Raw genomic sequence first — 25,947 nt, forward strand, 5'->3', positions numbered from 1 at the left:
GAAACCGGGCCGGTGGCATGGTGGAATCTCAGGAGGATCCCGACATGTCCGATACGGCAAGTGACTGTAGCGACTGTACGGAGCCCCGTACCGCGGTCACCGAACCCGAGGTGGAGGCCCTGGTCAGGGGCATCTGCTTCAAGACCGGTCCGCCCCGCACGCTCGGGGTCGAAGTGGAATGGCTCGTCCACGAGCTGCGGCTGCCGCAGCTCCCCGTGACAACTGAACGACTCGAAGCGGCGTACGCCGCGTTGAAGACCGTGCCTCTGAGGTCGGCGCTCACCGTCGAGCCCGGCGGCCAGCTGGAACTCAGCTCGTCGCCCGCCGCCTCCCTGATGGAGTGCATCGGTTCCGTCTCCGAAGACCTGGACGCCGTCCGCGCGGTGCTGCGCCGCGACGGCCTGGGGCTGGTCGGCGTCGGTCACGATCCCTGGCATCCGCCGCGCCGGTTCCTGCACGAGCCGCGCTACGACGCCATGGAGCGCTGCCTCGACCGCACCGGGCCCGCGGGCCGCCGCATGATGTGCACCTCGGCGTCCGTGCAGGTGTGTCTGGACGCCGGTTACGAGGAGCCGGGTCCGCTCGGCCTCGGGCGGCGCTGGTGGCTGGCGCACCAGCTGGGCGCGGTCCTGGTGGCCGCGTTCGCCAACTCCCCGCTGGTCGGCCGCAGCCCCACCGGCTGGCGCTCCACCCGGCAGCTGATCTGGATGGAGATCGGCCCCGGCCGCGCGGGCGGTCCGACCCTGGACGCGTTGCCGCGCGACGCCTGGACGGACCACGTCCTGGACTCGCCGGTGATGTGCATACGGCAGGACAGCGGCCCGTGGGAGGTCCCGGAGGAGCTGACGTTCCGGGAGTGGATCAGGTCGGGGTCGCCGAGGCCGCCGACCCGTGAGGATCTCGACTACCACGTCTCGACACTGTTCCCGCCGGTCAGACCGCGTGGCCATCTCGAACTGCGCATGATCGACGCGCAGCCCGGGGACGACGGCTGGATCGTGCCGCTGGCCGTGACGACCGCGCTGTTCGACGACCCCGAGGCCGCCGAGACCGCCTACCGGGCCGTGAAGCCGCTGGCCGAACGGACCCAGGGGCTGCCCGCGCCGCACAATCCGCTGTGGATCGACGCGGCCCGCTACGGGCTGTCCGACCCGGAGCTGCACGAGGTCGCCCTCGTCTGCTTCGCGGCGGCCCTGGAGGCCCTGCCGCGCCTCGGCGCGACCACGGGGGTCACGGACGCCGTCCGCGCGTACTTCGACCGTTATGTCGTCCGGGGCCGCTGCCCCGCCGACGACCTGCTCGACCGCGTGCGCGGCACGGACAGCCGCCCGCACGGGAAGGACATCCGCACATGACCGACGCCGACACCGCCGCCGACACCTCCGCTGACATCGATATCGAGGCGCTCAGGCAACGGGCGTTGACCACCCTGACCACCGCCCGGGACCGCACCACGCTCCTCACGAGCTGCGTCGACGAGCCCGAACTCACCGCCCAGGTCTCGCCGTTGATGTCCCCGCTGGTCTGGGACCTCGCACACATCGGCAACCAGGAAGAACTGTGGCTGCTGCGCGCCGTCGGCGGCCGGGACGCGATGCGGCCCGACATCGACGGCCTCTACGACGCGTTCGAGCACCCGCGCTCCGAACGTCCCTCGCTGCCCCTGCTGCCGCCCGCGGAGGCCCGGCAGTACGCGGCCGAGGTGCGCGGCCGGGTGACGGACATCCTGGCGAGCCACGCCTTCCGCGGGACGCAGCTGACCGACCTGGGCTTCGCCTTCGGGATGGTCGCCCAGCACGAACAGCAGCACGACGAAACGATGCTGATCACCCATCAACTCCGCACGGGTCCGCAGGCGTTGACGGCTCCGGACCCGGAGCCGGTCCCGCTGTTCACCGGCCCGTCCGAAGTCCTCGTCCCCGGCGGCCCGTTCACGATGGGCACCTCCACCGAGCCGTGGGCCCTGGACAACGAACGGCCCGCGCACCGGCGCGAGGTGGCCCCGTTCCACATCGACACGACCCCGGTGACGAACGGCGCGTATCTGGCGTTCATCGAGGACGGCGGCTACGACGACCCGCGCTGGTGGACGAAGGAGGGCTGGGCGCACGTCCGCCGCAACTCCCTTACGGCGCCGGAGTTCTGGCGTCGGGAGGCGGGCCAGTGGCTGCGGCGCCGGTTCGGCGTCACGGAGGCGGTACCGCTGAACGAGCCGGTCGTACACGTCTGTTGGTACGAGGCCGACGCCTACGCCCGCTGGGCCGGACGCCGACTGCCCACCGAGGCCGAGTGGGAGAAGGCGGCCCGCCACGACCCGACGAGCGACCGCTCGATGCGCTACCCGTGGGGCGACGCCGACCCGGCACCCGAGCACGCCAACCTCGGCCAACGGCATCTGCGCCCGGCACCCGCAGGCAGCTATCCCGCAGGCGAATCACCCCTCGGCGTACGCCAGTTGATAGGTGACGTGTGGGAGTGGACGTCGAGCGACTTCCTGCCCTACCCGGGCTTCAAGGCGTTCCCGTACAAGGAGTACTCGGAGGTGTTCTTCGGCCCGGAGTACAAGGTGCTGAGGGGCGGTTCCTTCGCCGTGGACGAGGTGGCCTGCCGGGGCACGTTCCGCAACTGGGACTATCCGATCCGGCGGCAGATCTTCTCCGGCTTCCGCACCGCCCGCTCGGGGGCCGTCTGATGTGCCGTCATCTGGCGTACCTGGGACCCGAGGAGCCGCTCGGCCGGCTCCTCGTGGACCCGGAGCACAGCCTGTACCGCCAGTCCTGGGAGCCTCGACGCCAACGGCACGGGACGGTCAACGCCGATGGTTTCGGGGTGGGTTGGTACGCCGAGGGCGACCCGGTACCGGGCCGCTACCGGCGGGCCGTACCCATCTGGGGCGACCAGTCCTTCGCCGACCTGGCCCGCGTGGTCCGCTCGGGGTCGCTGCTGGCCGCCGTACGCGACGCGACGTTCGCGGGTGCCGACGGGGAGGCCGCGGCGGCGCCGTTCGCCGCGGGCCCCTGGCTGTTCAGCCACAACGGCGCGGTCACCGGCTGGCCGCGGACACTGGCGGCGCTGGCCCAACGCCTGCCGCCGGTGGACCTGTTGTCGCTGGAGGCCCGCTGCGACTCGGCGTTCGTCTGGGCGCTGGTCCTCAACCGGCTGCGGGCGGGCGACGAGGAGGGCCAGGCCCTGGCCGACACGGTGACGGAGGTCGCCCACGCGGCCCCCGGCTCCCGCCTCAACCTCCTTCTCACCAACGGCGATTCGATCGCCGCGACGGCCTGGGGCGACACCCTCTGGTACCTCTCGGAGCCCGGCCGCCGCACGGTCGTAGCGTCCGAGCCCTACGACGACGACCCGCACTGGCAGGAGGCCCCCGACCGCACTCTGCTCACCGCAACCCGCACGGAGGTCCTCCTCACCCCCCTGAAGGACCTAGCACCCGCACCGTCGAAGGAGCCCCGCACGTGAGCCCGTTCCTTCTCACCCGCACCCTGCCCGAGGACGCCACCGACGCGGCTCTGCGCGCCGACGTCCTGGAGGGCCTCACCAGCACCCCGAAGACCCTCCCGCCGAAGTGGTTCTACGACGCCCACGGCAGCGAACTCTTCGAGCAGATCACCGAGTTGCCCGAGTACTACCCCACCCGCGCCGAGCGGGAGATCCTCGTCGACCGGGCCGGCGAGATCGCCGCCGCGACCGGCGCCCGCACGCTCGTCGAGCTGGGCTCCGGGTCCTCGGACAAGACCCGCCACCTGCTGGACGCGTTCACCGGCCTGGCCGTGTACGTCCCGGTCGACGTCAGCGAGAGCGCGCTCACGCAGGCCGGGCACGCCCTCATCGAGGAGCGCCCAGGTCTCGACGTACACGCCCTGATCGCCGACTTCACCGGCGACCTCACCCTGCCGGCGACCCCGGGCCCGCGTCTGCTGGCGTTCCTCGGCGGCACGATCGGCAACCTGCTCCCGGCGGAACGCGCCACGTTCTTCGCCGGACTCCGCTCGCTCCTCTCCCCCGGTGACGCGCTGCTGCTCGGCACGGACCTGGTGAAGGACGAGGACGTCCTGGTCAGGGCGTACGACGACGCGGCCGGAGTGACGGCCGCGTTCAACAAGAACGTCCTGACCGTGGTCGACCGCGAACTCGGCGCCGACTTCGACGCCGACGCCTTCGACCACGTCGCCCTCTGGGACAGCGACAACGAGTGGATCGAGATGCGGCTGCGCTCCCGCACGGACCAGACCGTGAAGATCCCCGCGCTCGATCTCGCCGTCGACTTCACGGCCGGCGAGGAACTCCGCACCGAGATCTCCGCGAAGTTCCGCAAGGAGGGCGTGCGGTCCGAACTGGCCGCCACCGGGCTGGAGTTGACCCACTGGTGGACCGACCGGGAGGGACGCTTCGCGCTGTCACTGAGCGTGGTGCGCTGACATCGGGTGACGGGCCGTCTCGCGCACTGCCGCGCCGTGGGGCACGGTGGAGTAACGCGTGACGCGCCCGTCACGGCCGAGAGGAGTACCCGCATGTCCAACCACACGTACCGGGTCACCGAGATCGTCGGCACGTCTCACGAGGGCATCGACCAGGCCATCCGCAACGGCGTCGCCCGCGCCGCGCAGACCCTGCGCAGCCTGGACTGGTTCGAGGTGACCCAGGTGAGGGGCCAGATCGAGAACGGGCAGATCGAGCACTTCCAGGTCGGCCTGAAGGTCGGCTTCCGCATCGAGGACGAGGACTGACGGCCGTAGCGGCTACGGCTCTACGGCTCTACGACTGTCAGGTCCGGCCCTCCCCCTCCTGTGCCGCCTCCAGCGCGGCGGAGGGGGAGGTCCAGCGGGCCCGTACGACCCTGAAACCGGCCCGCTCGGCGTCGTCGCAGACCAGTTCGTCGTCGTCCACGAGGACCCGGATGTCGCGGTCACGGGCGAGCTGCTTGAGTTTCTCCAGCTTGGTGCGCCGGGCGGGCCTGCGGTCGTCGTTGCGCCGCATGAGGACCCGCCCCTCGGGCAGCCCCTGCGCGGCGAGCCAGGCGAGCGTGTCGCGCCGGCAGCGTTCGGGGCGCCCGGTCAGATAGACGACCTCGCACTCCTCGGCACTCCCCAGCGCGAGCGCGATGCCCTCGGCCAGGGGTGGGTCCTGCGGCGCGGCACCGAAGAAGCCGTCCCAGTCGCGCGGCTTCTTCTCCAGGAACCGCTGCCGGTGGGCCGTATCGGCGAGGGTGTTGTCGAGGTCGAACACGGCGAGCGGGCGCTTGTTGTCGGCGGTCACCCGCCCACCCTAGACAGTCGGATCCTCCACCCCGGCAACGGCCCGCAATCGTCCTGGCCTCATGCTTCTTGCATGTCTGCCGCCACTCCCGCTCCCCGTACGTTCCTCATAGGCGCCGCCCGCGAGCGGCCCTGCACCCTGGTCGTCTGCCGGGGCTGCTGCTGCGGCGACCCGCGCAAACACCCCGGCACCGACCACGCCTGGCAGTTGGAACGGCTGCGCGCGGGTGCCGCCGAGCACGGTTTCGCGGTGCGTACGACGGACTGTCTCGGCCCCTGCGACCAGGCCAACGTGATCGTCGTCCAGCCGTCGGCCGCGGGACGGCGGGCCGGCGGGCGGCCGACCTGGGTCGGGTTCGCGATGGACGACGACTGCACGGAGGAAGTGCTGGACTGGGCGGCCGCGGGCGGCCCGGGAATCGCCGCGCCCCCCGTCACGCTGGAGCTCCAATTCATCGACCCGCCCCGGGACGCACGCGTCCGCTCCCGGCGGTGAGAACTGTGCACCCGACCCCCGATTGCTAATGGGATCCATTTTCATATAGCGTCCTCGGTGCCTGCCCGCCCACCGAGGAGGAATCCCCATGGCCGTCCCCAAGCGGAAGATGTCCCGCAGCAACACCCGCCACCGCCGCGCCCAGTGGAAGGCCACGACACCCACGCTCGTGCCGGTCACCGTGGACGGCGTACGCCACCTCGTCCCGCAGCGCCTGGCGAAGGCGTACGAGCGCGGGCTGCTGCGCCCCGAGGACTGACCGCGGCCGCGGGAATGCCGAGGCCTCCGGGGCGTTGAAACAGACGTGAGTTCCGTGATCGCTACGACCCCTTTCTCCGTCCTCGACCGGTCCCGCACCCGCGAGGGGCACCCGGCCGCCGAGGCGCTGCGTGACACCGTGCGGTTCGCGCGGGAGGTCGAGGAGCTGGGGTATCACCGGTTCTGGGTGTCGGAGCACCACGGCGTGCCCGGGGTCGCCGGTTCCGCGCCGACCGTGCTGGCCGCCGCCGTCGCCTCGGCCACCCGGACCATCCGCGTCGGGACGGGCGGGGTGATGCTGCCCAATCACCAACCCCTGGTCGTGGCCGAGCAGTTCGGGGTGCTGGAGTCACTCTTCCCCGGGCGGATCGACATGGGACTCGGCCGCTCGGTCGGCTTCACCACCGGCGTACGCAAGGCGCTGGGCCGCGACAAGGACGACGCAGACGACTTCGCCGGACAACTCGACGAACTCCTCGGCTGGTTCCGGGGTACGTCACCCACCGGCGCGCACGCGCGGCCGTCCGAGGGGCTGACCGTCCCACCGTTCGTGCTCGCGATGGGCGAGGGCGCCGACATCGCGGCCCGCGCCGGTCTGCCGATGGTCATCGGGGACCTCCGCAACCGGGACAAGATGCGGCACGGAATCGACCGCTACCGCGACAGCTTCCGACCCTCCCCCTGGGCCCCGGAACCGTACGTCGTCATCTCGGGCACGATCGCCGTGGCCGCCACCCCCGAGGCGGCCCGGCGGCTGCTCGTCCCGGAGGCCTGGTCGATGGCGTACTCGCGCACCCACGGCACCTTCCCGCCGCTGCCGCCCGCCGAGCGCGTGGAGCAACTGCCCATGACCGACAAGGAGTTCGGCTTCTACGAGGCCGGGCTCACCGGACAGCTCGCGGGCACCGAGGAACAGGTGGCCCACGAGCTGGAGACGGTGCTGAAGGAGACGGCGGCCGACGAGGTCCTCGTCACCACCAGCACCTACGACCGCGAGGCCCTGCTGGACTCCTACCGGCGGCTCGCCTCGCTCAGGGCGTGAGCACCATCCGGAAGCGCGCGGCACCGGACAGCATCCGCTCATAGGCCTCGCCCGCCTGGTCCAGGGGGACGGTCTCCACCATCGGGCGGATGTTGTGCAGGGCGCTGAAGGCCAGCGTGTCCTGCACGTCCTGCGAGGTGCCGGAGGGGTGACCCCGAACGACCTTGGCGCTCATGAGCAGTTGGAGCGGACTGATCCCCAACGGCGCGGTGTCCGCCCCGACGACGACCAGCTCGCCACGGGGCCGCAGCCCCTCCACGGTCGCCGTCGCGGCATCCGCGTTGCCCGCCGTGGCCAGCACGGCCTTGGCACCGCCGAGGGCCTTCAGCGCGTCCGCGACCTCGGTGTCCGCCGTGCTGTCGACGTAGTGGTGCGCGCCCAACTGCTTGGCGAAATCGGCCTTTTCGGGACCCCGCGCGATCGCCACGGTCTCGAACCCCATCGCCACCGCGTACTGCACACCCAGGTGACCGAGGCCGCCGAGTCCGAGCACGGCGACCAGGTCGCCCGGCCCCGCGGAACTGCGTCGCAGCCCGTTGAACGTGGTCACGCCCGCACATCCCATGGGCGCGGCGGCGCTCGCCGAGAGGCTGTCAGGGATCCGGGCGAGTGCGTCGACCGGCGCCACGGTCATCTCCGCGAAGCCTCCGTCGTACGCCCAGCCAGGCACCTTCATGTTCTCGCAGACGATGAAGTCGCCCTGCCTGCACGGGGTGCAGTACCCGCAGCTGCCGCCGAACCAGCCGACGCACACCCGGTCGCCGACCCGCCAACCACGGTCCGACGCGCCCTCGCCGAGCGCGTCGATGTGCCCGGCGATCTCGTGCCCGGTGACAAGCGGGAACCGCACACCCGGCACTCCGGCGTTCACGAAGAAGGTGTCGCTGTGGCAGATCCCGCAGGCCTCCACGGCGATCCGCACATGGCCCGGTCCCGGCTCCGGCACGTTCCGCTCGGCGATCGTGAACTCGCCGCCGGCCGCGCCCACTTGCGCGACTCGATAACTGCTCATGCCTGTCTCCCAGAGGGGTGCGAATGCGACTGGGCTAGTGCTCGGCCGCCTGACGTGCCCTGATCTCGATCGTGCCGTCGCTCGCGTCGACCCGGGCCTGGTCGCCCGCGTTGAGATCACCGGCGAGGAGCATGTCGGCGAGCCGGTCGTCGACCTCGCGCTGGATGGTGCGGCGCAACGGGCGGGCACCGAAGTCGGGTTGGTACCCGAGGTTCGCGAGCAGGTCAGCCGCCGCGTCGCTGACCTCCAGGGTGACGTCCTGGGCGTGCAGCCTGCGCCGGGTGTGTTCCAGCAACAGGTCGACGATGTCGCGGAGTTGGGCGCGTTCCAGGCCGCGGAAGACGATGATCTCGTCGATGCGGTTGAGGAACTCGGGGCGGAAGTGCTGGTTCAGGACCGGCATCACCGTCTCGCGGACCTTGGCGTAGTCGTCGACCCCCGCCGCGAGGATGCGGTCGGCGCCGATGTTCGACGTCATGATCACGACGGTGTTCTTGAAGTCGACGGTGCGGCCCTGCGAGTCGGTGAGCCGTCCGTCGTCGAGGAGTTGGAGCAGTGTGTTGAAGACGTCGGGGTGCGCCTTCTCGACCTCGTCGAGCAGCAGCACGGCGTACGGCTGCCTGCGGACGGCCTCGGTGAGCTGGCCGGCCTCCTCGTGGCCGACGTATCCGGGAGGCGCTCCGACCAGGCGGGAGACGGTGTGGCGCTCCTGGAACTCGCTCATGTCGAGGCGGATCATGCGGCCTTCGTCGCCGAAGAGGGCGGCGGCGAGCGCGCGGGCCAGTTCGGTCTTGCCGACGCCGGTGGGGCCGAGGAAGAGGAAGCTGCCGATGGGCCGGTTCGGGTCGCTCATGCCGGCCCGGGCACGGCGTACGGCACGGGCGACGGCGGTGATGGCCTCGTCCTGACCGACGACCCGCTCATGGAGGTGCTCCTCCAGCTTCATCAGCCGGGCGCGCTCCTCCTCGGTGAGCTGCGCGACGGGGATGCCGGTGGTGCGGGAGACGACCTCGGCGATGTCCTCGGCGGTGACCTTGGGCGCCTGCTCCTCGGCGGAGCCGCCCGCCTTCAACTCGGCCTCGGTGTCCTTGATCCGGTCGCGGATCTCCTTGGCCCGCTCGTACTCCTCGTCGGCGACGGCCTGGTCCTTCTCGCGGTTGAGGGCCGCGAGCCGGTCCTCGACCTCCCGGTCGTCGGAGAGCGGCGTCTTGGCGCGCAGCCGTACGCGGGCCGCCGCCTGGTCCATCAGGTCGATGGCCTTGTCGGGCAGGAAGCGGGCGGTGATGTACCGGTCGGAGAGTTCGGCCGCGGCGACAACTGCCTCGTCGGTGATACGGACTTGATGGTGGGCCTCGTAGCGGTCGCGCAGACCGCGCAGGATCTCGATGGTGTCGTCGACGGTCGGTTCGCCGATCAGGATGGGCGCGAAGCGGCGCTCCAGCGCGGAGTCCTTCTCGATGTACTTGCGGTACTCGTCGACGGTGGTGGCACCGATGAGGTGCAACTGCCCACGGGCCAGGGCGGGTTTGAGCATGTTCCCGGCGTCGAGAGCGCCGTCGCCCCCTCCCCCCGCGCCGACGACGGTGTGCAACTCGTCGAGGAACAGCACCAGTTCGTCACTGTGCTCGCTCACCTCGTCGAGGAGTTTCTTCAACCGCTCCTCGAACTCGCCCCGGTACTTGGTGCCCGCGACCATCCCGGCCAGGTCCAGCGACACGAGCCGCTTGCCCGCCAGGGTCTTCGGCACGTCACCGGCGATGATCCGCTGGGCGATGCCCTCGACGACGGCGGTCTTGCCGACGCCGGGGTCGCCGATGAGGACGGGGTTGTTCTTGCTGCGCCGGGACAGCACCTCGATGGTCTGCTCGACCTCCTCGTCCCGCCCGATCACCGGGTCGAGCCGCCCGGCGCGGGCGTCCTCGGTGAGGTCACGCCCGTACTCGTCGACGGTCGGCGTACTACTGGGCTTCTTCCGCTCCGGCTCGGCACCGGTGGGCACCCGGTCGCTCTCCCAGCCGCTGCCGGTGAGGGCCTGTCCGGCGGCCGACTCGGGGTTGGCGGCCAGCGCGCGCAGCAGATGCTCGGGGCCGATGTACGAGGAGTCCTCGGCGCGGGAGATCTGGTACGCGTCGAGCAGGGCACGCTTGGCGGCCGGGGTGAGCGTGGTCGGTTCGGTCTTCGGCCCACTGCCCTCACCGGCGGTCAGCCGTTCCCGGATCCGGTCGGGGTCGGCGCCCGCCTCGGCGAGCAGCCGCCGGGTCGACTCCTGCTCGGTGGCGGCGGCCAGCAGATGCCGGGCGTCGAGTTCCTCGCTGCCCTCGACGGCGGCGATGTCCCGCGCCTGGGCGACCAGCTCACGGGCCCGTTCGGAGAGCAGACTCCCGATGTCGACGCGCTGGGCCCGGCGGGCCGGTGACGCCGGTCCCGAACCGCCGAAATACCGGGACATCAGCTCGTCGAATTCCTCGAAGGGGCTGCGTCCGAAACCGAAACCGGGAGTGCTCATATGACCACGGGCCTTCTTCCGTGCGGCGACTGGCATCCGTGTCTTCCAACGTGTCACAGCGCGGACGCCCCCGCACCCCCGCAGGCCACCGGGCACCACACGGCGTGCTCGCATAGACTCGCCGCGTCATGCACAGCCCTCGCACGTCCCACATCCCCGACTCCTACGTCCGTGTCCGCGACGCCCGCGAGCACAATCTCCAGGGCGTCGACGTCGACATCCCGCGGGACGTGTTGACCGTGTTCACAGGCGTCTCCGGCTCCGGAAAGTCGTCCCTCGCCTTCGGCACGATCTACGCGGAGGCCCAGCGCCGCTACTTCGAGTCGGTGGCGCCGTACGCCCGCCGCCTGATCCACCAGGTGGGCGCGCCGAAGGTCGGCGAGATCACCGGCCTCCCCCCGGCGGTCTCCCTCCAGCAACGCCGCTCCACCCCCACCTCCCGCTCCTCGGTGGGCACGGTCACCAACCTCTCGAACTCCCTCCGGATGCTGTTCTCCCGCGCCGGCGACTACCCGCCCGGCGCGGAACACCTCGACTCGGACGCCTTCTCCCCCAACACGGCGGCGGGCGCGTGCCCCGAGTGCCACGGCCTGGGCCGGGTGCACCGCACGACGGAGGAGTCCCTGGTCCCCGACCCCTCCCTCTCGATCCGCGAGGGCGCGATCGCAGCGTGGCCGGGCGCCTGGCAGGGCAAGAACCTGCGCGACATCCTCGACACCCTCGGCTACGACGTGGACGTGCCGTGGCGCAACCTCCCCGCCGAGCAGCGGGAGTGGATCCTCTTCACGGACGAACAACCGGTGGTCACGGTCCACCCCGTCCGGGACGCGGACCGCATCCAACGCCCGTACCAGGGCACGTACATGAGCGCCCACCGCTACGTCATGAAGACGTTCGCGGACACAAAAAGCCCGACCCTACGGGCGAAGGCGGAACGCTTCCTGACGAGCTCCCCCTGCCCGCTCTGCGGAGGCAGCAGACTGCGCCCCGAGTCCCTCGCGGTGACGATCGCGGGCCGCACGATCGCCGACCTGGCCGCGCTACCACTGGCGGAGCTGGCAGGCACACTCAACGGCACATCGGAGGCGGCCCGCGTCCTCACCGAGGACCTCACCTCCCGCATCGCCCCGATCCTCGAACTCGGCCTCGGCTACCTCAGCCTGGACCGAGCGACCCCCACCCTCTCAGCAGGCGAGCTCCAACGCCTGCGCCTGGCAACCCAGTTGAGGTCCGGCCTCTTCGGTGTCGTCTACGTCCTCGACGAACCGTCCGCCGGCCTGCACCCCGCGGACACCAAGGCCCTGCTCACGGTGCTGGACCGCCTGAAGGCCGCGGGCAACTCGGTGTTCGTGGTGGAGCACCACCTGGACGTCATGCGCGCCGCCGACTGGCTGGTGGACGTGGGCCCGCTGGCCGGTGAGCACGGCGGACGGGTACTGCACAGCGGGCCGGTGGCGGACCTCGCGGCGGTGGAGGCATCAGCGACGGCCCGTTTCCTCTTCGACGACTCCCGTACGCCGTCCCGCGAAGTCCGTTCACCGCGAGGCGAGTTGAAGGTGGGCCCGGTGACGCGGCACAACTTGCACGCCGTAACAGCCGAATTCCCCCTGGGCGTGTTCACAGCGGTGACCGGCGTCTCAGGCTCAGGCAAGTCCACACTGATCGGCGAGATCACCGAGGAACTCCCGGGTGTTGGCCGCCTGGTATCGGTCGACCAGAAGCCGATCGGCCGCACTCCCCGCTCGAACCTGGCGACGTACACCGGCCTCTTCGACGTCGTCCGCAAGGTGTTCGCGTCGACGGACGAGGCACGCCAACGGGGTTACGGCGTAGGCCGGTTCTCCTTCAACGTGACGGGCGGCCGCTGCGAGACCTGCCAGGGCGAGGGCTTCGTCAGCGTGGAGCTGCTCTTCCTCCCGAGCACCTACACCCCCTGCCCTGACTGCGGCGGGGCGCGCTACAACCCCGAGACACTCCAAGTGACGTACCGGGGACGGAACATCGCGGAGGTCCTCGACCTGACGGTGGAGAGCGCGGCGGCCTTCTTCGCGGACACTCCGTCCGTGGCCCGCAGCCTGACCACACTCCTGGACGTGGGCCTCGGCTACCTCCATCTGGGCCAGCCCGCCACCGAGTTGTCCGGCGGCGAGGCCCAACGCATCAAACTGGCCACGGAGTTGCAGCGCGCCCACCGCACCCACACCCTCTACCTCCTCGACGAACCCACAACCGGCCTCCACCCGGCCGACGTAGAAGTCCTCCTCCGCCAACTCCACGCCCTGGTCGACACCGGCCACACCGTGGTGGTCGTCGAACACGACATGGCGGTGGTGGCAGGCGCGGACTGGGTGATCGACATGGGCCCGGGTGGAGGGGAAGAGGGCGGAAGGGTCGTGGCGGCAGGGCCGCCAGCAGAGGTGGCGGGGGCCAGCGGCAGCGCCACGGCCCCCTACCTGGCAAACGCCCTCGCGTGAACTCCCTTGTTCTTAAGGGGCGCGGGGAACTGCGCGACCAGCCCCCACCGGCCGACACCCGACCGACTACCTCAGAAGCCCGGCAACCCATTCCCGGGGCAACCCATGAGTGTCATGAAGGTAGTGGTAGTCCTCCTCACTCAGAGGACCTCGAAACTCCGACCGAGACAACACCCGCCGCCCCCGCTCAAGGAGTTGACCAAACCGCCGCTCCTCATCAAGGAGCACCTCCCGCTCGGTGCCGGTCCCGACAAGCTCCACCGGCAGATCAGACAACGTACGCGAGTCATCGTCCCGCCACAGAACCGTGAGCACCCGCCGAATCAACCGCCGCACCACATACCCCCGCCCCGTGTTGGACGGCCGCACCCCTTCCCCGATGACGACCACGCTCGACCGCAGATGATCACAGACGACCCGCATATCGCGCTCGCCCAGAACCCACAGCATCGGAAGAATCCGCATCCACGGCTCAAACAGATCCGTCTCATACACCGACCGCCGCCCCTGAAGAACAGCCACCAGCCGCTCCAACCCCATCCCCGTATCAACGCTCACCTGCCGCAACGGAACCAGCCCCCCGTCCTCACCCCGTTCCAGCCGCATGTGCACGTGATTCCAGATCTCCACCCACCGCGAATCACTGATAGGGCTCCCCTCCGGCGACCCGCCCCCGGTCCAGTAGAAGATCTCCGAGTCAGGCCCACACGGCCCCACCGGCCCGTTGGACCACCAGTTCTCGTCCCGGGTCGACTCAACCGGCACCCCCAACTCCCGCCAGGTGTCCAGCGATTCAAGATCGGGCCCCACCTGTTCATCACCGCCGAAGACAGTGACGTACAACTTCTCGCGCGGGATACCGAACCCGTCCCGCAGCAGCTCGTACCCCCAACGCAGACTCTGCGGATGGCCGTAGTCGCCCAACGACCATGACCCGAGCATCTCGAACACGGTGAGGTGGGTGAGGTCGCCGACCTCGTCGATATCCGTGGTGCGCAGACAGCGTTGGACGTTGACGAGCCGCCGCCCCTGCGGATGGGGACGGCCCAGGAGATACGGCGTGAGCGGATGCATGCCGGAGGTCGTGAAGAGGACCGGGTCCGACGGCGGCGGCAGCAGCGAGCTTCCGGTGATCGGCTCGTGCCCGCGTTCGCGGTAGAAGTCGAGGAACGTACGGACGATGTCGTCGGTGTTCATGGCGGTGAGCCCTTCGCGGGTCGGGAGGAGACCGGAAGGGACCGCGCGGGAGGGCGGCGAGGGGGCTGGAAACGACACACCCGGCGGTCCGTTTCCGGCCGCCGGGAGAGGTCAGTGAGGTTCAGGCGTCGGCGGCCGGCGAGCTGGTCGCTCGCGCGGTCGCGGTGGTGTGGGTGTGCCTGATGATCCTCATGGACGCAACGCTAACAGGACGCCTCCGCGCCGTCCTGCGGATTTTCACCGGGGTCTGTGCCACCGACGTGCAGTGGTCCTGGTGCTGGGGCTGAGCGGTCACCCCGGCCTGCGCCGCGTGGGCGAGGGAGCGGCGGTCGGGGTGACTGCCGGGGGCGATGGTCTCGCCCACCTCCACCTCGGCGACGAGCCCGCGCGTCGACACGACCCGCCACACCGAGGTGAGCAGGGAGTCGCTGCCGACGAAGGCGGGGGCGGTGCTGGCGGTGCCGTGGGTCAGGTAGTGCAGGCCGACCGGCTGGACGGGGACTCCGGCGTCGAGTGCGGCCTGGAAGACGGCCCGCCGGAAGTGTCCCTGGGCCCGGCCGCACCAGGTACTGCCCTCGGGGAAGACGGCGACCGCTCCGCCTGCGCGCAGGGCGCCCGCGATGGAGGCGACCGTCTCGGGCAGGGCGCGCAGCCGGTCGCGGTCGATGAACAGGGCGCCGCTGCCCGCGGTGAGCGTGCCCGCGACGGGCCAGTGCCGGATCTCGGCCTTGGCCAGCATGCGGGCGGGGCGTACGGCGGCCAGCAGCGGGATGTCCAGCCACGATATGTGGTTGGCGACCAGCAGCAGTCCGCCGGTGGACGTGGTGGCGCCGGTGATGCGGAGCTGGATGCCGGCGGACCGGACGATCGTCCGGCACCACCAGCGCACCGCGCGGGCGGGGATCCGCTTGCCGACGGGGGTGAGCGCGGCCCCGGCGGCCACCACGACCAGGACGGTCACGAAGCGCAGCACGGCGCGCGGTACGGCCGTGACGGACCCCTTCGACTCGATGCACGCCCTGGGGGTGCAGGGCGCGCTGGGCAGCCAGACGCTCATCACGCCGGGACGAGCGAGAGGAAGTGCCGCAGATAGCGCGGGTTGACCCGGCGCATCGACAGCAGCACGTACAGGTCGGCGACCCCGAAGTCCGGGTCGTGGGCGGGCTCGCCGCAGACCCAGGCGCCGAGGCGGACGTATCCGCGCAGCAGCGGCGGGAGTTCGACGCGGCCGGCGGGACGGGTGACGCCGTCGGCGCTCCAGGGCAGCAGCGGGCGTACCCGGAACTCCTCCGGGGCGAGGTGCTTGGCGCTGACCCGGTCCCAGGTGCCGGCGGCGAGGGCGCCGCCGTCGGCGAGCGGGATGGAGCAGCAGCCGGCGAGCCACTCGTGGCCGCGGTCGACCATGTAGCGGGCTATGCCGGCCCAGATGAGGCCGATGACGGCGCCGTCGCGGTGGTCGGGGTGGACGCAGGAGCGGCCGACCTCGACGAGGCCCGGGCGGATCGAGTCGAGGGGGGCGAGGTCGAACTCGCTCTCCGAGTAGAGCCGTCCGGCGACCGCGGCGCGCTCGGGCGGCAGCAGCCGGTAGGTGCCGACCACCTGCCCGGTGACCGTGTCGCGGACGAGGAGGTGGTCGCAGTAGGCGTCGAAGGCGTCGACGTCCAGGCCGGGCTGCGGGCTGGACAGGTGGGCGCCCATCTCCCCGGCGAAAACGTCGTGCCGCAGCCGCTGCGCGGCACGCACATCGTCCTCGTCGCGGGTGAGCGTGACGGTGTAGCGGGTCGGCGCGGCGGGCTGCGAGGGACGGTCGAGGGTGGAAACGCCGGTCATGGCTCTCCCTGATCACGGGCCGGGGACGGCGGAGGAACAAGCTGGCCGGTTCCGTAAGTCCAGCCGCAACAGTTCTTCCTACGCCGGGCGTCCTGCGCGTGACCTGTGCCCGGAGCCGGGATGTGGGGTTGTTGAACGGCGTCCCCGCCCCCGGCGCTCAGCACCCGCCGTTCACTTCGGCGGGGCGCACCGCCCCAGCCGCTCCCCGGCCTCGTCGGCGCCGAGCACCCGCTCCAGCACCAGGTCACCCGTCATACCGGGGAAGAACCGGCCCGCGGGCCAGCCGCGTCTGTACGGCGCCGGGTCGAGGACCAGTACCCGTATGCCGTCAACGACCGGGATGTCGGTGGGAGTTCCCTCGTTCCACACCCATTCACCACTCGGGTTCACGAGGTTGAAGGCACCGGTGGTCGGCACCTGGCCCGGGGCGTCCCGGCACACCGCCGCCTCCTGCGCGGAGGGTGCCTGTCCGGGCACGTGTCCGCCGCCGATGAGGACGTCGGCGAGGAGGGTGTGCAGCTGGAAGTTGTCGCCGATGCCGGTCATCCGGAGCAGGTAGCCGGTGCCGGTGGGGCGGTGCAGGACGAGGAGGGGTTCGTCGTCGAGGACGACGAGGGCGTAGCGCAGGCACTTGAATTCGTGGCCGGACGCCTCCCGTATCTCGTGCAGGGCGCGCAGGAGTCCGAGGCGCACTTCGGGCGGGAGGGTGGTGCGCACCACGTGGTGGTTGAGCATGGCGTTGGAGGCCATCTCCCACTGCGGCAAGGTGATCCAGCCGACGGCGGCGTCCTGTCCGACCCGTTCGAGGGCGGCCTCGGTGAGGGCGGCCGGGTCGGGTTCGGGGAAGTCTCCGCCGCCGGTCGCCGCCCAGCGCTCGCAGAACTCCTGGGCGACACCGACTGCTTCGACCAGCCCCTGGAAGATCTGCGGCGCGCAGCCGCCGGGGTCCGCGCCCCGCTCGACACAGGCGCCGACCAGTACGGCGACCAGCGCGCGGGGGCCGGGCGGCACCGTCGCCAGCAGTGCGGCCAGACGCGGGCCGACCTCGGCGAGGTCGGCGTCCCGCGCGTGCTCGAAGTGCCGTTGGACGTCCTGCATCGCCTGCTGCGCACGCTCGCCGTCCCCCTGACGAACAGCGGTCTCGAAGCCCGCCACCGCGTCGCGGAACCGCGTCCTCCCCTTGCCTGTGAAGATCATGTGGGCAGCCTACCGAGGGGCTCGGTGCCTGGCGGGACCGGGGATGAGCACCACCTCCGGTCCCGCCCGTCCGCACCTTGTCGGCGAACGTTCTTGTGCTGTGGGCGAGTTCAGCGCTTGGCGGCCTTGCGGGTCGCCCGCAGCCACTCCTTGTTCATGCCGGTGATGGAGAACAGCGGGATGCCCTTCGGGCAGGCGGTGGCGCATTCGCCGGCGAGGGTGCAGCCGCCGAAGCCCTCCTCGTCCATCTGCGCGACCATGTCGAGGACGCGGGTCTCGCGCTCGGGTGCGCCCTGCGGGAGGACGTTGAGGTGGTTGACCTTGGCGGAGGTGAACAGCATCGCCGCGCCGTTCGGGCACGCGGCGACGCACGCCCCGCAGCCGATGCACTCGGCGTGCTCGAAGGCGAAGTCTGCGTCCGGTTTGGGTACGGCGGTGGCGTGGGCCTCGGGGGCGGCGCCGGTCGGGGCGGTGATGTAGCCGCCCGCCTGAATGATCCGGTCGAAGGCCGAACGGTCCACCACCAGGTCCTTCACGACCGGGAAGGCGGAGGCACGCCACGGTTCGATGTCGATCGTGTCGCCGTCCTCGAAGGACCGCATGTGGAGTTGACAGGTGGTCGTGCGCTCCGGCCCGTGTGCGTCGCCGTTGATCACCAGGCTGCACGCACCGCAGATGCCCTCGCGGCAGTCGTGGTCGAAGGCGACCGGGTCCTCTCCCTTGAGGATGAGTTCCTCGTTTAGGGTGTCGAGCATCTCCAGGAACGACATGTCCGTGGAGATTCCGTCCACTTGGTAGGTGGACATGGCGCCTTCGGCGTCGGCGTTCTTCTGCCGCCAGACGCGCAGGGTGAGCTTCATGCGTAGCTCCGCTGAGTGGGGTGGACGTACTCGAAGACCAGGTCTTCCTTGTGCAGTACGGGAGATGAGCCGGTGCCGGTGAACTCCCAGGCGGCCGCGTAGCTGAACTCCTCGTCCCTGCGCTCCGCTTCGCCGTCGGGCGTCTGGGACTCCTCGCGGAAGTGGCCACCGCAGGACTCGGCGCGGTTGAGCGCGTCGAGGCACATCAGCTCGGCGAGTTCGAGGTAGTCGACGATGCGGTTCGCCTTCTCCAGCGACTGGTTGAACTCCTCGCCGGTGCCCGGGACTTTGATCCGCCGCCAGAACTCCTCGCGGATCTGCGGGATGCGTTCCAGCGCCTTGCGCAGTCCGCTGTCGGTGCGGGCCATGCCGCAGAACTCCCACATGAGTTCGCCGAGTTCGCGGTGGAAGGAGTCGGGAGTGCGGTCGCCGTCCACCGCGAGGAGCAGGTTGAGTCGGTCCTCGGTCTCCGCCAACACCTCTTGTACGGCGGGGTGTTGGACGCCGATGTCCTCGTGTCCGGGGTTCCGCGCGAGGTAGTCGTTGATCGTCGCCGGGAGGACGAAGTAGCCGTCGGCGAGGCCCTGCATCAGCGCGGAGGCGCCGAGGCGGTTGGCGCCGTGGTCGGAGAAGTTGGCCTCGCCGATCGCGAACAGGCCCGGGATCGTGGTCTGGAGGTCGTAGTCGACCCAGAGTCCGCCCATCGTGTAGTGCACGGCCGGGTAGATCCGCATCGGCACCGTGTACGGGTCCTCGGCGGTGATCCGGGCGTACATGTCGAAGAGGTTGCCGTACTTCTCCTCGACGGCCTTGCGCCCCAACCGCCCGATGGCGTCGGCGAAGTCGAGGTAGACGCCCTGTCCGCCGGGGCCGACTCCCCTGCCCTCGTCGCACACGTTCTTCGCGGCGCGGGAGGCGATGTCGCGGGGCACGAGGTTGCCGAAGGCCGGGTAGATGCGCTCCAGGTAGTAGTCGCGCTCGTCCTCGGGAATCTCGTTCGCGGGGCGCGTGTCGCCCTTGGCCTTCGGCACCCAGATCCGGCCGTCGTTGCGCAACGACTCGCTCATCAGGGTGAGTTTGGACTGGTGGTCGCCAGTGCGCGGGATGCAGGTGGGGTGGATCTGCGTGAAGCATGGATTGGCGAACAAGGCTCCCCGCCGGTGAGCCCGCCAGACGGCGGTGGCGTTGGAGTTCATGGCGTTCGTCGACAGGTAGAAGACGTTGCCGTAGCCGCCGCTGGCGAGGACGACGGCGTCCGCGAAGTACGTGTCGATACGGCCCGTGATGAGGTCGCGGGCGACGATCCCCCGCGCCTTCCCGTCTACGACGATCAGGTCGAGCATCTCGGTGCGCGGGTGCATCTCGATGTTGCCGGCGGCGATCTGCCGGGAGAGGGCTTGATAGGCGCCAAGGAGGAGTTGCTGGCCCGTCTGGCCGCGGGCGTAGAAAGTCCGCGACACCTGCACACCGCCGAAGGAGCGGGTGTCGAGGAGGCCGCCGTACTCGCGGGCGAACGGGACGCCCTGCGCGACGCACTGGTCGATGATCTCGACCGAGATCTGCGCCAGGCGGTGGACGTTGGACTCGCGGGCCCTGAAGTCGCCGCCCTTGACGGTGTCGTAGAAGAGGCGGTGGACGGAGTCGCCGTCGTTGCGGTAGTTCTTCGCCGCGTTGATGCCGCCCTGGGCGGCGATCGAGTGGGCGCGGCGCGGGGAGTCCTGGTAGCAGAACTGGACGACGTGGTAGCCCTGTTCGGCGAGGGTGGCGCCCGCGGAGCCGCCCGCGAGGCCGGTGCCGACGACGATCACCGTGTGTTTGCGGCGGTTGGCGGGGTTGACGAGTTTGGCCTCGAAACGGCGGGTGTCCCAGCGCTCGTTGATGGGGCCGGTGGGCGACTTGGTGTCGGCGACGGGTTCCCCGGTCGTGAAGTCGGCGTATTCAAGGGCCATTTCAGCTCACCACTCCGGTCATGACGCCCACGGGCACGGCGATGAAGCCGGCCGTGAGCAGCAGCGCGAGGACATTGGCGATCGTCTTCAGGGCACGGTCGCGGCTGCGGCTGCCCGCGCCGAGGGTCTGGGCCGCGCTCCAGAAGCCGTGCCGGACATGCAGGCCGAGGGCGAGCATCGCGACGATGTAGATGGTGTCGCCGTACCAGGTCGAGAAGGTGTCCACGACGTTCTGGTACGGGTGGCCCTCCTGGAAGCCGCCGGAGTGCACGGTGCCGGTCGTCAGGTCGAGGATGTGCCAGACGATGAACAGGGCGAGGATAATGCCGCCCCAGCGCATGGTGCGGGTCGCGTAGGTCGCCCGGCGTTTTTTGTGCACGTACTTGCTGGGGCGCGCCTTGATGTCGCGGCGGCTGAGCTGGTACGCGGAGACGGCGTGCGCGATCACGGCGACGACGAGGACGATCCGGATCAGCCAGAGCGTCCACTCGTAGTGCATGAAGGGTTCACCGACGGTGCGCAGCCAGTGGGCGTAGTGGTTGAACTCGCCCGCGCCGAAGAAGATCTTCAGGTTGCCGATCATGTGGACGACCAGGTACAGCAGCATGATCAGGCCGCTGACGGCCATCACCGTCTTCTTGCCGACGGAGCTGTCCCACACCGTGCGCGCCATCGACGGCCGTCGGTCCGTCCGCGTTGCCAGAGCCATGGCAAGCACGCTAAGTGTCAAGGGGCCGATCGGTCCAAGACATGGTCTGCCTGGTTTCCATAGCCTGCGGCTATCGTGGGTGCATGCAGTTCCAGCAGCTCCAGTACTTCGTGGCGGTCGCCGAGACCCGGCACTTCACCCGGGCCGCCGATCTCGTCCATGTCGCACAGCCGTCGCTGTCCCAGCAGATCAAGGCGCTGGAGCGGGAGCTGGGCGCGGATCTGTTCCTGCGGGCCCGCGGCAACATCACGCTCACCGACGCGGGCGAGGCGCTGCTGCCGCTGGCCCGCCGCATCCTGGCGGACGCGGACACGGCCCGGCACGAGGTGCAGGAGCTGGCCCAACTCCGCAGCGGCCGGATCAGGTTGGGCGCGACCCCGAGCCTCTGCACGGGCCTGCTCCCGGACGTCCTGCGCGCCTTCCACGACCGTTATCCGGGCATCCGGCTGCTGATCGAGGAGGGCGGTTCGCACGATCTCGTACGCGAACTCGCGCGCGGGGCGCTCGACTTGGCGTTGGTGGTGCTGCCGTTGCCCACGCCCTCACCCGCGTTGACGACGGTGGAGCTCCTGCGCGAGGACCTCGTGGTCGTCTCCTCCCCGGAGGCACCGGCGCCGGGCCGCGGCCGTACGGTGCGCATCTCCGACCTGGAGGGCGAGCGCCTGGTGATGTTCCGCCACGGCTACGACCTGCGCGAACTGACCGTCGCCGCCTGCCGCGCCGAGGGCTTCGAACCCGACTTCGCGGTGGAGGGCGGCGAGATGGACGCGGTCCTCGGTTTCGTCCGGGCGGGGCTCGGCGTGGCCGTCGTTCCGCGCATGGTCGCGACGAAGTCGGGGCGGGGGTTGCGGGTGACCTCGCTGGCGCGGCCCGGGCTGCACCGGACGATCGCGCTCGCGCATCGCAGTGATGTGGCTCCACCGAGGGCTGCGCGGGAGTTGCAGCGGATGTTGTTGGAGAGGTGACAACCGGGCGCCGGGGTACGGGAGTTCATCGCTCCTCGGCGCCCGGGTGGCTCACCAGGTCGGGATGAACCCGCCGTCGATCACCAGGTCGCTGCCGGTCAGGTTCGCCGCTCGGTCGCCGGCGAGGAACAGGACCACGTCGGCGATCTCGGCGGGCTTCGAGAAGCGGCCGGTGACGGTAGCGGCGGAGGCCTGGGCCACTACCTGTTCGGGGGTGAGGCCGGCTGCGGCCGAGACCGTCGCGGCGACGCCACCGCCGCCGAGCCACAGTTCCGTCTCGACCGGGCCGGGGCTGACCGTGTTGACGCGGATGCCCTTCGGGCCGACCTCCTTGGACAGGGCCTTGGAGAAGGCGACCAGGGCGGCCTTGCCCGCGCTGTAGTCGATGACCAGCGGGTCGGGCAGGGTGGCGTTGACCGAGCCGATCGTGATCACGGAGCCTCGCCCTGCGGCCAGCATCAGGGGGAGGGCGGCGCGGGTGACGCGTACCGCCGTGAGGAGGTTCAGGTCGAGGGTGCGCGCCCAGTTCTCGTCGGTCACGGAGAGGAAGCCGCCGGTGCGGGGCGGTGCCGTACCGACGTTGTTCACGAGGATGTCGACGCGGCCGTCCGCCGCCTCGATCAGCCGCTCGGCCGCACCCGGTTCCGCGAGGTCCACGGGCACCCAGGTGACCGGGAACTCCTTGACCAGCGCGTCCAGCCCCTCGGTCGTCGTACGGGACCCGGCGACGACGCTCGCGCCCGCGCCGGCCAGCGCCTTCACGACCGCCAGCCCGATGCCCTTGCTGGCGCCCGTCACCACGGCGGTCCTGCCCTGCAGTTCGGTACTCATCGAGCCCAACTCCTTCGGTGAGACGCGGGAGGCTGTTCGGCCGCCATGAGGGCATCCTCTCCCGCCGACGCCCCTCGCACAGGTCCTACTCGATGTCCGGCGGCACCGGAGTCCCCTGGTGGTAGAACATCCGCCAGGCCGGGGGCGAGGAGGGTGCCCGTGATGGCCGGCGGCCCGAGGCGCCGATCTCCACGAACTCGGGGTCCAGCAGCCGGACGGCCTCGCTGCGGGAGGCGCGGACGGCCGGGTCCAGAAGGGCCAGTTCGCCCGCGATCGCTTCGTTCACGGCGTCTGACGCACGCGCTTCACTCACCCGCACATGATCACCCTCGAACCCTGGCCTCCCGCAACCGACTTGTGCCCTCAGCCGGTCGCGTCCACCAGCGCCAGGTCGTGCAGCCGCTCCGGCGGGCCCGGGCGGGCGTAGAACCAGCCCTGGGCCGTGTCGCAGCCCAGTATGCGGAGCTGTTCGGCCTGGGCGCCGGTCTCGACGCCCTCGACCGTCACCGCGAGGTTCAGGCTGTGGGCGAGGGAGACGATGCCCTCGACGATCTTGAGGTCGACGGGGTCGGCCGGGAACTGCTGCATGCTCTGGGTGAAGGAGCGGTCCAGCTTGAGGATGCTGACCGGCAGGCGGCGGAGGTTGGCCAGGTTCGAGTAGCCGGTGCCGAAGTCGTCCAGGGCGATGTCGACGCCCATCTCGGCGAGGCGCCGCAACGGCTTCAGGAGGTCGTCGTCGGCGCCGATCAGGGCCGACTCCGTGACCTCCAGGCAGAGCGCGTCGGGGGCGACGCCGGTGCGCTCCAGGATGTCGACGGTGTCCTGGACCAGGCCGGGGTGGGTGAGCTGGCAGGGCGAGAGGTTGACGTTGATGCGCAGGGGGACGGCGTCGCCGTACGTCTCACGCCAGGCGCGGGCCTGTCGTACGGACTGTTCCAGGACCCAGCGGCCCAACGGGACGATGAGGCCGGTGTGTTCGGCGAGCGGGATGAAGCGGTCGGGGCCGAGCACGCCGTGCTGCGGGTGCAGCCAGCGGACGAGGGCCTCGGCGCCGCGCACGCTGCCGTCGCCGAGGTGGACCAGCGGCTGGTACTCGATGAAGAACTCGTTGCGGTCCAGGGCGGCCGGCAGGGCCGTGGTGAGGCCGTGGCGGGTGATCGCGCGGGCGTCGGCCTCCGGGTCGGCGAGTTCGAAGCGGTTGCCGCCCGCGGACTTGGCCCGGTACATGGTGATGTCGGCGCTGCGCAGCACCTCCGCGGGGCCGCGCTCGCCTGCCGGGCCCTCGACGATGCCGATGGAGCCGCGCACGGTGAGGTCACGGCCGTCGATGCTGACGGGGGTGATCAGGGCGTTCATGATGCGGCCCGCGAGTTCGTCGACCTCGCGCTCGGTGTCGGGGCCTGTGGTCAGCGCGACGAACTCGTCGCCGCCGAGCCGGGCGACCATCTCGCCGGGTGCGGTCGCGCACGACTGCAGCCGGTCGGCGACCTCGACGAGCAGCCGGTCGCCGGCCGCGTGGCCGAGGCTGTCGTTGATGGTCTTGAAGCCGTCGAGGTCGAGGTAACACAGGCCGAACCGCTGGTTGTTGCCCGCGCCGAGCGCCTTCTCCAGGCGCTCGAAGAACAGGGTGCGGTTCGGGAGGCCGGTGAGGGCGTCGTGGGTCGCCTCGTAGCGCAGCCGTAGGTTCAGCAGCCGGCGCTCGGTGGTGTCCTCCATGAGGGCGAGCTGGTACTGGGGGTTGCCGTCGGCGTCGCGCAGGAGGGAGACCGTGAGGTTGGTCCACAGGACCGTTCCGTCAGGCCGGTAGAACGCCTTCTCGACGTGGTAGTGCTCGCGCTCGCCGCGGACGAGTTCGTCGTAGAGGGTCCAGGTCTGGGGCGCGTCGTCCGGGTGGGTCCACTCGCGGACGTTGCGGCCGCCCATGGTCTGGTCGTTGATGCCGAACATGCGCAGCAGCGCGCCGTTGACCTGGAGGATGTTGCCGTCGAGGTCGGCCATGCCGATACCTATGGCCGCGCCCTCGAAGACCGCGCGGAAGCGGGCCTCGGTCGCGTGCAGGGCCTGTGCGACGACGCCCTGGGCCTGGAGGGCGGCCACGGAGATGGCCTCCTGCTCGGCCAGGGTGCGCTCGCGCAGTGCCTGGGCGAAGCCGGCGGCCATGGCGTGCTGGAGGCGGGCCGAGCGGATCCGCAGGTCCTCCTGGGAGCCGTCGCCGCCGCAGTAGAGCACCAGGTAGGCGTCGACGCACTCCAGGCTGCGGGTGAGGGCGTCGGGGTCGGTGCAGTGCGCGGAGACGAGGGCGGAGCCGACCGCCTTGCCCTCCTCGGCCTCGAAGGTCCTGGCGCGCAGCGCCTCGCTCAACCGCCGTGCCAGCGGCAGGAGAAGCTCCTCGAACTCGGGCCGGGTCAGCGACGTGGAGGTCGCCGGGAACACCGCCCTGCTCCAGATGGTCGCGAACCTGCGCAGTCTGTCCTCCGGCCCGTCCGGCTCGGCGATCACGCCGCGCGTCCTACGCCGGCGAATCCGGAGAAGGAGTACGGATCCTCGTCCTCCAGCACTGTGTCCGGCCGCCACTCCGGCATCGGCACCAGTCCCGGTTCCACCATGTCGTACCCCTCGAAGAACCGCGCGATCTCCTCGCGCGAGCGCATGATCAGCGGATTGCGAATGTCCTTGTACACGTCCACCGCGCCCTCCGCCCGCTCCGGTGGCAACGGGATTCCCTCGTACGAGGCATGCGTGAGGATCAGCAGGCTGCCGGGCGCGAGTGCCTCGCGCAGCTGTGCCACCGCTCCGTACGGGTCGTCCGCGTCTTCCACGAAGTGCAGTATGGCAACGAGAAGCAGCGCCACTGGCCGATTCACGTCGATCAGCCGCCGCACCTCGGCGCTCGCCAGGATCTCCTGGGGCTTGCGGAGGTCGGCCGCGACGACGTCCGCGGTCGCGTTGCCCGCGAGGACGGCCTGGCTGTGCGCGACCGCCACCGGGTCGTGGTCGACGTACATGACATGGGCGCCGGGGCTGGCCTTCTGGGCGACCTCGTGGACGTTTCCGAAGGTGGGAATTCCGGAGCCGATGTCGAGGAACTGGGTGATGCCCTCGGCGGCCGCGAAGCGTACGGCGCGACGCATGAACGCCCGGTTCGCCTGCATGATCTTGGGAAGTCCCGGGAGGAACTCCATGGCCTTGCGAGCCGCCTCCCGGTCGACCTCGAAGTTGTGCGAACCGCCCAGGTAGTAGTCGTAGATACGCGAAACGCTCGGCACCGAGATGTCGATGCTTCGTGGTGCCCAGGCGGGACGCTCCATGTATCTCTCCAAGGCGTAGGCGATCCGGTGTTCGAGCTGAGGCTAC

Annotated in this window: 24 protein-coding genes; 10 read left to right on the top strand and 14 right to left on the bottom strand. The window is 70.6% G+C overall.

What is annotated here, in order from left to right:
- The first annotated feature begins 44 nt into the window (after positions 1–44).
- The 5 genes from egtA (at position 45) to OO69_RS04255 (ending at position 4,739) form a co-directional block, all read left to right on the top strand.
- Positions 45–1,355, top strand: coding sequence for an ergothioneine biosynthesis glutamate--cysteine ligase EgtA (gene egtA, locus OO69_RS04235; RefSeq protein WP_033279012.1), 1,311 nt, complete (start codon positions 45–47; stop codon positions 1,353–1,355).
- A complete protein-coding gene (egtB, locus tag OO69_RS04240) occupies positions 1,352–2,692 on the top strand; it encodes an ergothioneine biosynthesis protein EgtB (RefSeq protein ID WP_033279013.1) in 1,341 nt (446 codons plus the stop codon). The genes egtA and egtB overlap by 4 nt, the downstream gene beginning before the upstream one ends.
- The gene (egtC, locus tag OO69_RS04245; protein WP_033279014.1) at positions 2,692–3,471 is read left to right on the top strand and encodes an ergothioneine biosynthesis protein EgtC; all 780 of its coding nucleotides are present in this window, start codon (positions 2,692–2,694) and stop codon (positions 3,469–3,471) included. Before egtB ends, egtC begins: the two co-directional genes overlap by 1 nt.
- The gene (gene egtD / locus OO69_RS04250) at positions 3,468–4,430 is read left to right on the top strand and encodes an L-histidine N(alpha)-methyltransferase (protein ID WP_033279015.1); all 963 of its coding nucleotides are present in this window, start codon (positions 3,468–3,470) and stop codon (positions 4,428–4,430) included. The genes egtC and egtD overlap by 4 nt, the downstream gene beginning before the upstream one ends.
- Positions 4,431–4,523: 93 nt before the next feature.
- The gene (locus OO69_RS04255) at positions 4,524–4,739 is read left to right on the top strand and encodes a dodecin (protein WP_033279016.1); all 216 of its coding nucleotides are present in this window, start codon (positions 4,524–4,526) and stop codon (positions 4,737–4,739) included.
- A 37-nt stretch (positions 4,740–4,776) separates the two neighbouring features.
- Here OO69_RS04255 and OO69_RS04260 read toward each other — a convergent pair whose 3' ends face one another.
- Complete coding sequence (locus tag OO69_RS04260) at positions 4,777–5,268, bottom strand: nucleotidase (RefSeq protein WP_033279017.1); 492 nt, start codon at positions 5,266–5,268, stop codon at positions 4,777–4,779.
- Between the two features lie 72 nt (positions 5,269–5,340).
- On the opposite strand from OO69_RS04260, the gene OO69_RS04265 reads away from it, so the two are divergent.
- From OO69_RS04265 to OO69_RS04275, 3 genes are all read left to right on the top strand, one after another.
- Entirely contained in the window at positions 5,341–5,763 is a 423-nt protein-coding gene (locus OO69_RS04265; RefSeq protein WP_033279018.1) for a hypothetical protein, read from the top strand.
- A gap of 88 nt (positions 5,764–5,851) precedes the next feature.
- Positions 5,852–6,022 carry a 50S ribosomal protein L32 gene (gene rpmF / locus OO69_RS04270; protein WP_019057611.1) on the top strand — a complete coding sequence of 57 codons (171 nt, stop codon included), beginning with the start codon at positions 5,852–5,854 and terminating at the stop codon, positions 6,020–6,022.
- A gap of 45 nt (positions 6,023–6,067) precedes the next feature.
- Complete coding sequence (locus tag OO69_RS04275) at positions 6,068–7,063, top strand: LLM class flavin-dependent oxidoreductase (protein ID WP_033279019.1); 996 nt, start codon at positions 6,068–6,070, stop codon at positions 7,061–7,063.
- Here the strand turns inward: OO69_RS04275 and OO69_RS04280 are convergent.
- Both OO69_RS04280 and OO69_RS04285 read right to left on the bottom strand, forming a co-directional pair.
- Entirely contained in the window at positions 7,053–8,075 is a 1,023-nt protein-coding gene (locus OO69_RS04280; RefSeq protein ID WP_033279020.1) for an alcohol dehydrogenase, read from the bottom strand. The two genes, OO69_RS04275 and OO69_RS04280, sit on opposite strands and share 11 nt — an antisense overlap.
- Positions 8,076–8,109: 34 nt before the next feature.
- The gene (locus tag OO69_RS04285; RefSeq protein ID WP_033279021.1) at positions 8,110–10,581 is read right to left on the bottom strand and encodes an ATP-dependent Clp protease ATP-binding subunit; all 2,472 of its coding nucleotides are present in this window, start codon (positions 10,579–10,581) and stop codon (positions 8,110–8,112) included.
- Between the two features lie 128 nt (positions 10,582–10,709).
- Here OO69_RS04285 and OO69_RS04290 point away from each other — a divergent pair, with 128 nt between their 5' ends.
- On the top strand, positions 10,710–13,055 hold the full coding sequence (locus OO69_RS04290; protein ID WP_033279022.1) for an ATP-binding cassette domain-containing protein: 2,346 nt from the start codon (positions 10,710–10,712) through the stop codon (positions 13,053–13,055).
- A 66-nt stretch (positions 13,056–13,121) separates the two neighbouring features.
- Here OO69_RS04290 and OO69_RS04295 read toward each other — a convergent pair whose 3' ends face one another.
- From OO69_RS04295 to OO69_RS04325, 7 genes are all read right to left on the bottom strand, one after another.
- On the bottom strand, positions 13,122–14,252 hold the full coding sequence (locus OO69_RS04295) for an alanine--tRNA ligase-related protein (RefSeq protein WP_033279023.1): 1,131 nt from the start codon (positions 14,250–14,252) through the stop codon (positions 13,122–13,124).
- A 121-nt stretch (positions 14,253–14,373) separates the two neighbouring features.
- On the bottom strand, positions 14,374–15,309 hold the full coding sequence (locus tag OO69_RS04300; protein ID WP_033279024.1) for a lysophospholipid acyltransferase family protein: 936 nt from the start codon (positions 15,307–15,309) through the stop codon (positions 14,374–14,376).
- Positions 15,309–16,082 carry a GNAT family N-acetyltransferase gene (locus tag OO69_RS04305; protein ID WP_033279025.1) on the bottom strand — a complete coding sequence of 258 codons (774 nt, stop codon included), beginning with the start codon at positions 16,080–16,082 and terminating at the stop codon, positions 15,309–15,311. The genes OO69_RS04300 and OO69_RS04305 overlap by 1 nt, the downstream gene beginning before the upstream one ends.
- A gap of 171 nt (positions 16,083–16,253) precedes the next feature.
- Positions 16,254–17,279, bottom strand: a complete 1,026-nt coding sequence (locus OO69_RS04310; protein WP_033279026.1) for a hypothetical protein — start codon at positions 17,277–17,279, stop codon at positions 16,254–16,256.
- Positions 17,280–17,389: 110 nt separating this feature from the next.
- A complete protein-coding gene (locus OO69_RS04315) occupies positions 17,390–18,139 on the bottom strand; it encodes a succinate dehydrogenase/fumarate reductase iron-sulfur subunit (RefSeq protein ID WP_033279027.1) in 750 nt (249 codons plus the stop codon).
- Positions 18,136–20,088 (bottom strand): fumarate reductase/succinate dehydrogenase flavoprotein subunit, encoded by a 1,953-nt coding sequence (locus OO69_RS04320; protein ID WP_033279028.1) that lies wholly within the window; start codon positions 20,086–20,088, stop codon positions 18,136–18,138. Before OO69_RS04320 ends, OO69_RS04315 begins: the two co-directional genes overlap by 4 nt.
- A 1-nt stretch (position 20,089) precedes the next feature.
- On the bottom strand, positions 20,090–20,761 hold the full coding sequence (locus tag OO69_RS04325) for a succinate dehydrogenase (RefSeq protein ID WP_033279029.1): 672 nt from the start codon (positions 20,759–20,761) through the stop codon (positions 20,090–20,092).
- A 119-nt stretch (positions 20,762–20,880) separates the two neighbouring features.
- Between OO69_RS04325 and OO69_RS04330 the strand changes: the two genes are divergently transcribed.
- Positions 20,881–21,762 carry a LysR family transcriptional regulator gene (locus OO69_RS04330; protein ID WP_033279030.1) on the top strand — a complete coding sequence of 294 codons (882 nt, stop codon included), beginning with the start codon at positions 20,881–20,883 and terminating at the stop codon, positions 21,760–21,762.
- A gap of 51 nt (positions 21,763–21,813) precedes the next feature.
- Here the strand turns inward: OO69_RS04330 and OO69_RS04335 are convergent, their stop codons facing one another.
- From OO69_RS04335 to OO69_RS04350, 4 genes are all read right to left on the bottom strand, one after another.
- Positions 21,814–22,593 carry an SDR family NAD(P)-dependent oxidoreductase gene (locus tag OO69_RS04335; RefSeq protein ID WP_033279031.1) on the bottom strand — a complete coding sequence of 260 codons (780 nt, stop codon included), beginning with the start codon at positions 22,591–22,593 and terminating at the stop codon, positions 21,814–21,816.
- Positions 22,594–22,678: 85 nt separating this feature from the next.
- The gene (locus OO69_RS04340; protein WP_078652296.1) at positions 22,679–22,906 is read right to left on the bottom strand and encodes a hypothetical protein; all 228 of its coding nucleotides are present in this window, start codon (positions 22,904–22,906) and stop codon (positions 22,679–22,681) included.
- Positions 22,907–22,956: 50 nt separating this feature from the next.
- A complete protein-coding gene (locus OO69_RS04345) occupies positions 22,957–25,092 on the bottom strand; it encodes a putative bifunctional diguanylate cyclase/phosphodiesterase (RefSeq protein WP_033279033.1) in 2,136 nt (711 codons plus the stop codon).
- Entirely contained in the window at positions 25,089–25,901 is an 813-nt protein-coding gene (locus tag OO69_RS04350) for an SAM-dependent methyltransferase (RefSeq protein WP_033279034.1), read from the bottom strand. The genes OO69_RS04345 and OO69_RS04350 overlap by 4 nt, the downstream gene beginning before the upstream one ends.
- Positions 25,902–25,947: the final 46 nt, after the last annotated feature.

Source organism: Streptomyces sp. NRRL F-525, assembly GCF_000716605.1.
Lineage (GTDB): Bacteria > Actinomycetota > Actinomycetes > Streptomycetales > Streptomycetaceae > Streptomyces.

Coding starts and splice junctions, on each gene's coding strand:
- OO69_RS04285 (WP_033279021.1), bottom strand. CDS start 10,581: ATGAGCACTCCCGGTTTCGGTTTCGGACGCAGCCCCTTCGAGGAATTC.
- OO69_RS04315 (WP_033279027.1), bottom strand. CDS start 18,139: ATGAAGCTCACCCTGCGCGTCTGGCGGCAGAAGAACGCCGACGCCGAA.
- OO69_RS04295 (WP_033279023.1), bottom strand. CDS start 14,252: ATGAACACCGACGACATCGTCCGTACGTTCCTCGACTTCTACCGCGAA.
- OO69_RS04255 (WP_033279016.1), top strand. CDS start 4,524: ATGTCCAACCACACGTACCGGGTCACCGAGATCGTCGGCACGTCTCAC.
- OO69_RS04330 (WP_033279030.1), top strand. CDS start 20,881: ATGCAGTTCCAGCAGCTCCAGTACTTCGTGGCGGTCGCCGAGACCCGG.
- egtB (WP_033279013.1), top strand. CDS start 1,352: ATGACCGACGCCGACACCGCCGCCGACACCTCCGCTGACATCGATATC.
- OO69_RS04350 (WP_033279034.1), bottom strand. CDS start 25,901: ATGGAGCGTCCCGCCTGGGCACCACGAAGCATCGACATCTCGGTGCCG.
- OO69_RS04325 (WP_033279029.1), bottom strand. CDS start 20,761: ATGGCGCGCACGGTGTGGGACAGCTCCGTCGGCAAGAAGACGGTGATG.
- OO69_RS04305 (WP_033279025.1), bottom strand. CDS start 16,082: ATGACCGGCGTTTCCACCCTCGACCGTCCCTCGCAGCCCGCCGCGCCG.
- OO69_RS04335 (WP_033279031.1), bottom strand. CDS start 22,593: ATGAGTACCGAACTGCAGGGCAGGACCGCCGTGGTGACGGGCGCCAGC.
- egtC (WP_033279014.1), top strand. CDS start 2,692: ATGTGCCGTCATCTGGCGTACCTGGGACCCGAGGAGCCGCTCGGCCGG.
- OO69_RS04320 (WP_033279028.1), bottom strand. CDS start 20,088: ATGGCCCTTGAATACGCCGACTTCACGACCGGGGAACCCGTCGCCGAC.
- rpmF (WP_019057611.1), top strand. CDS start 5,852: ATGGCCGTCCCCAAGCGGAAGATGTCCCGCAGCAACACCCGCCACCGC.
- OO69_RS04300 (WP_033279024.1), bottom strand. CDS start 15,309: ATGAGCGTCTGGCTGCCCAGCGCGCCCTGCACCCCCAGGGCGTGCATC.
- OO69_RS04280 (WP_033279020.1), bottom strand. CDS start 8,075: ATGAGCAGTTATCGAGTCGCGCAAGTGGGCGCGGCCGGCGGCGAGTTC.
- OO69_RS04310 (WP_033279026.1), bottom strand. CDS start 17,279: ATGATCTTCACAGGCAAGGGGAGGACGCGGTTCCGCGACGCGGTGGCG.
- OO69_RS04290 (WP_033279022.1), top strand. CDS start 10,710: ATGCACAGCCCTCGCACGTCCCACATCCCCGACTCCTACGTCCGTGTC.
- egtA (WP_033279012.1), top strand. CDS start 45: ATGTCCGATACGGCAAGTGACTGTAGCGACTGTACGGAGCCCCGTACC.
- OO69_RS04265 (WP_033279018.1), top strand. CDS start 5,341: ATGTCTGCCGCCACTCCCGCTCCCCGTACGTTCCTCATAGGCGCCGCC.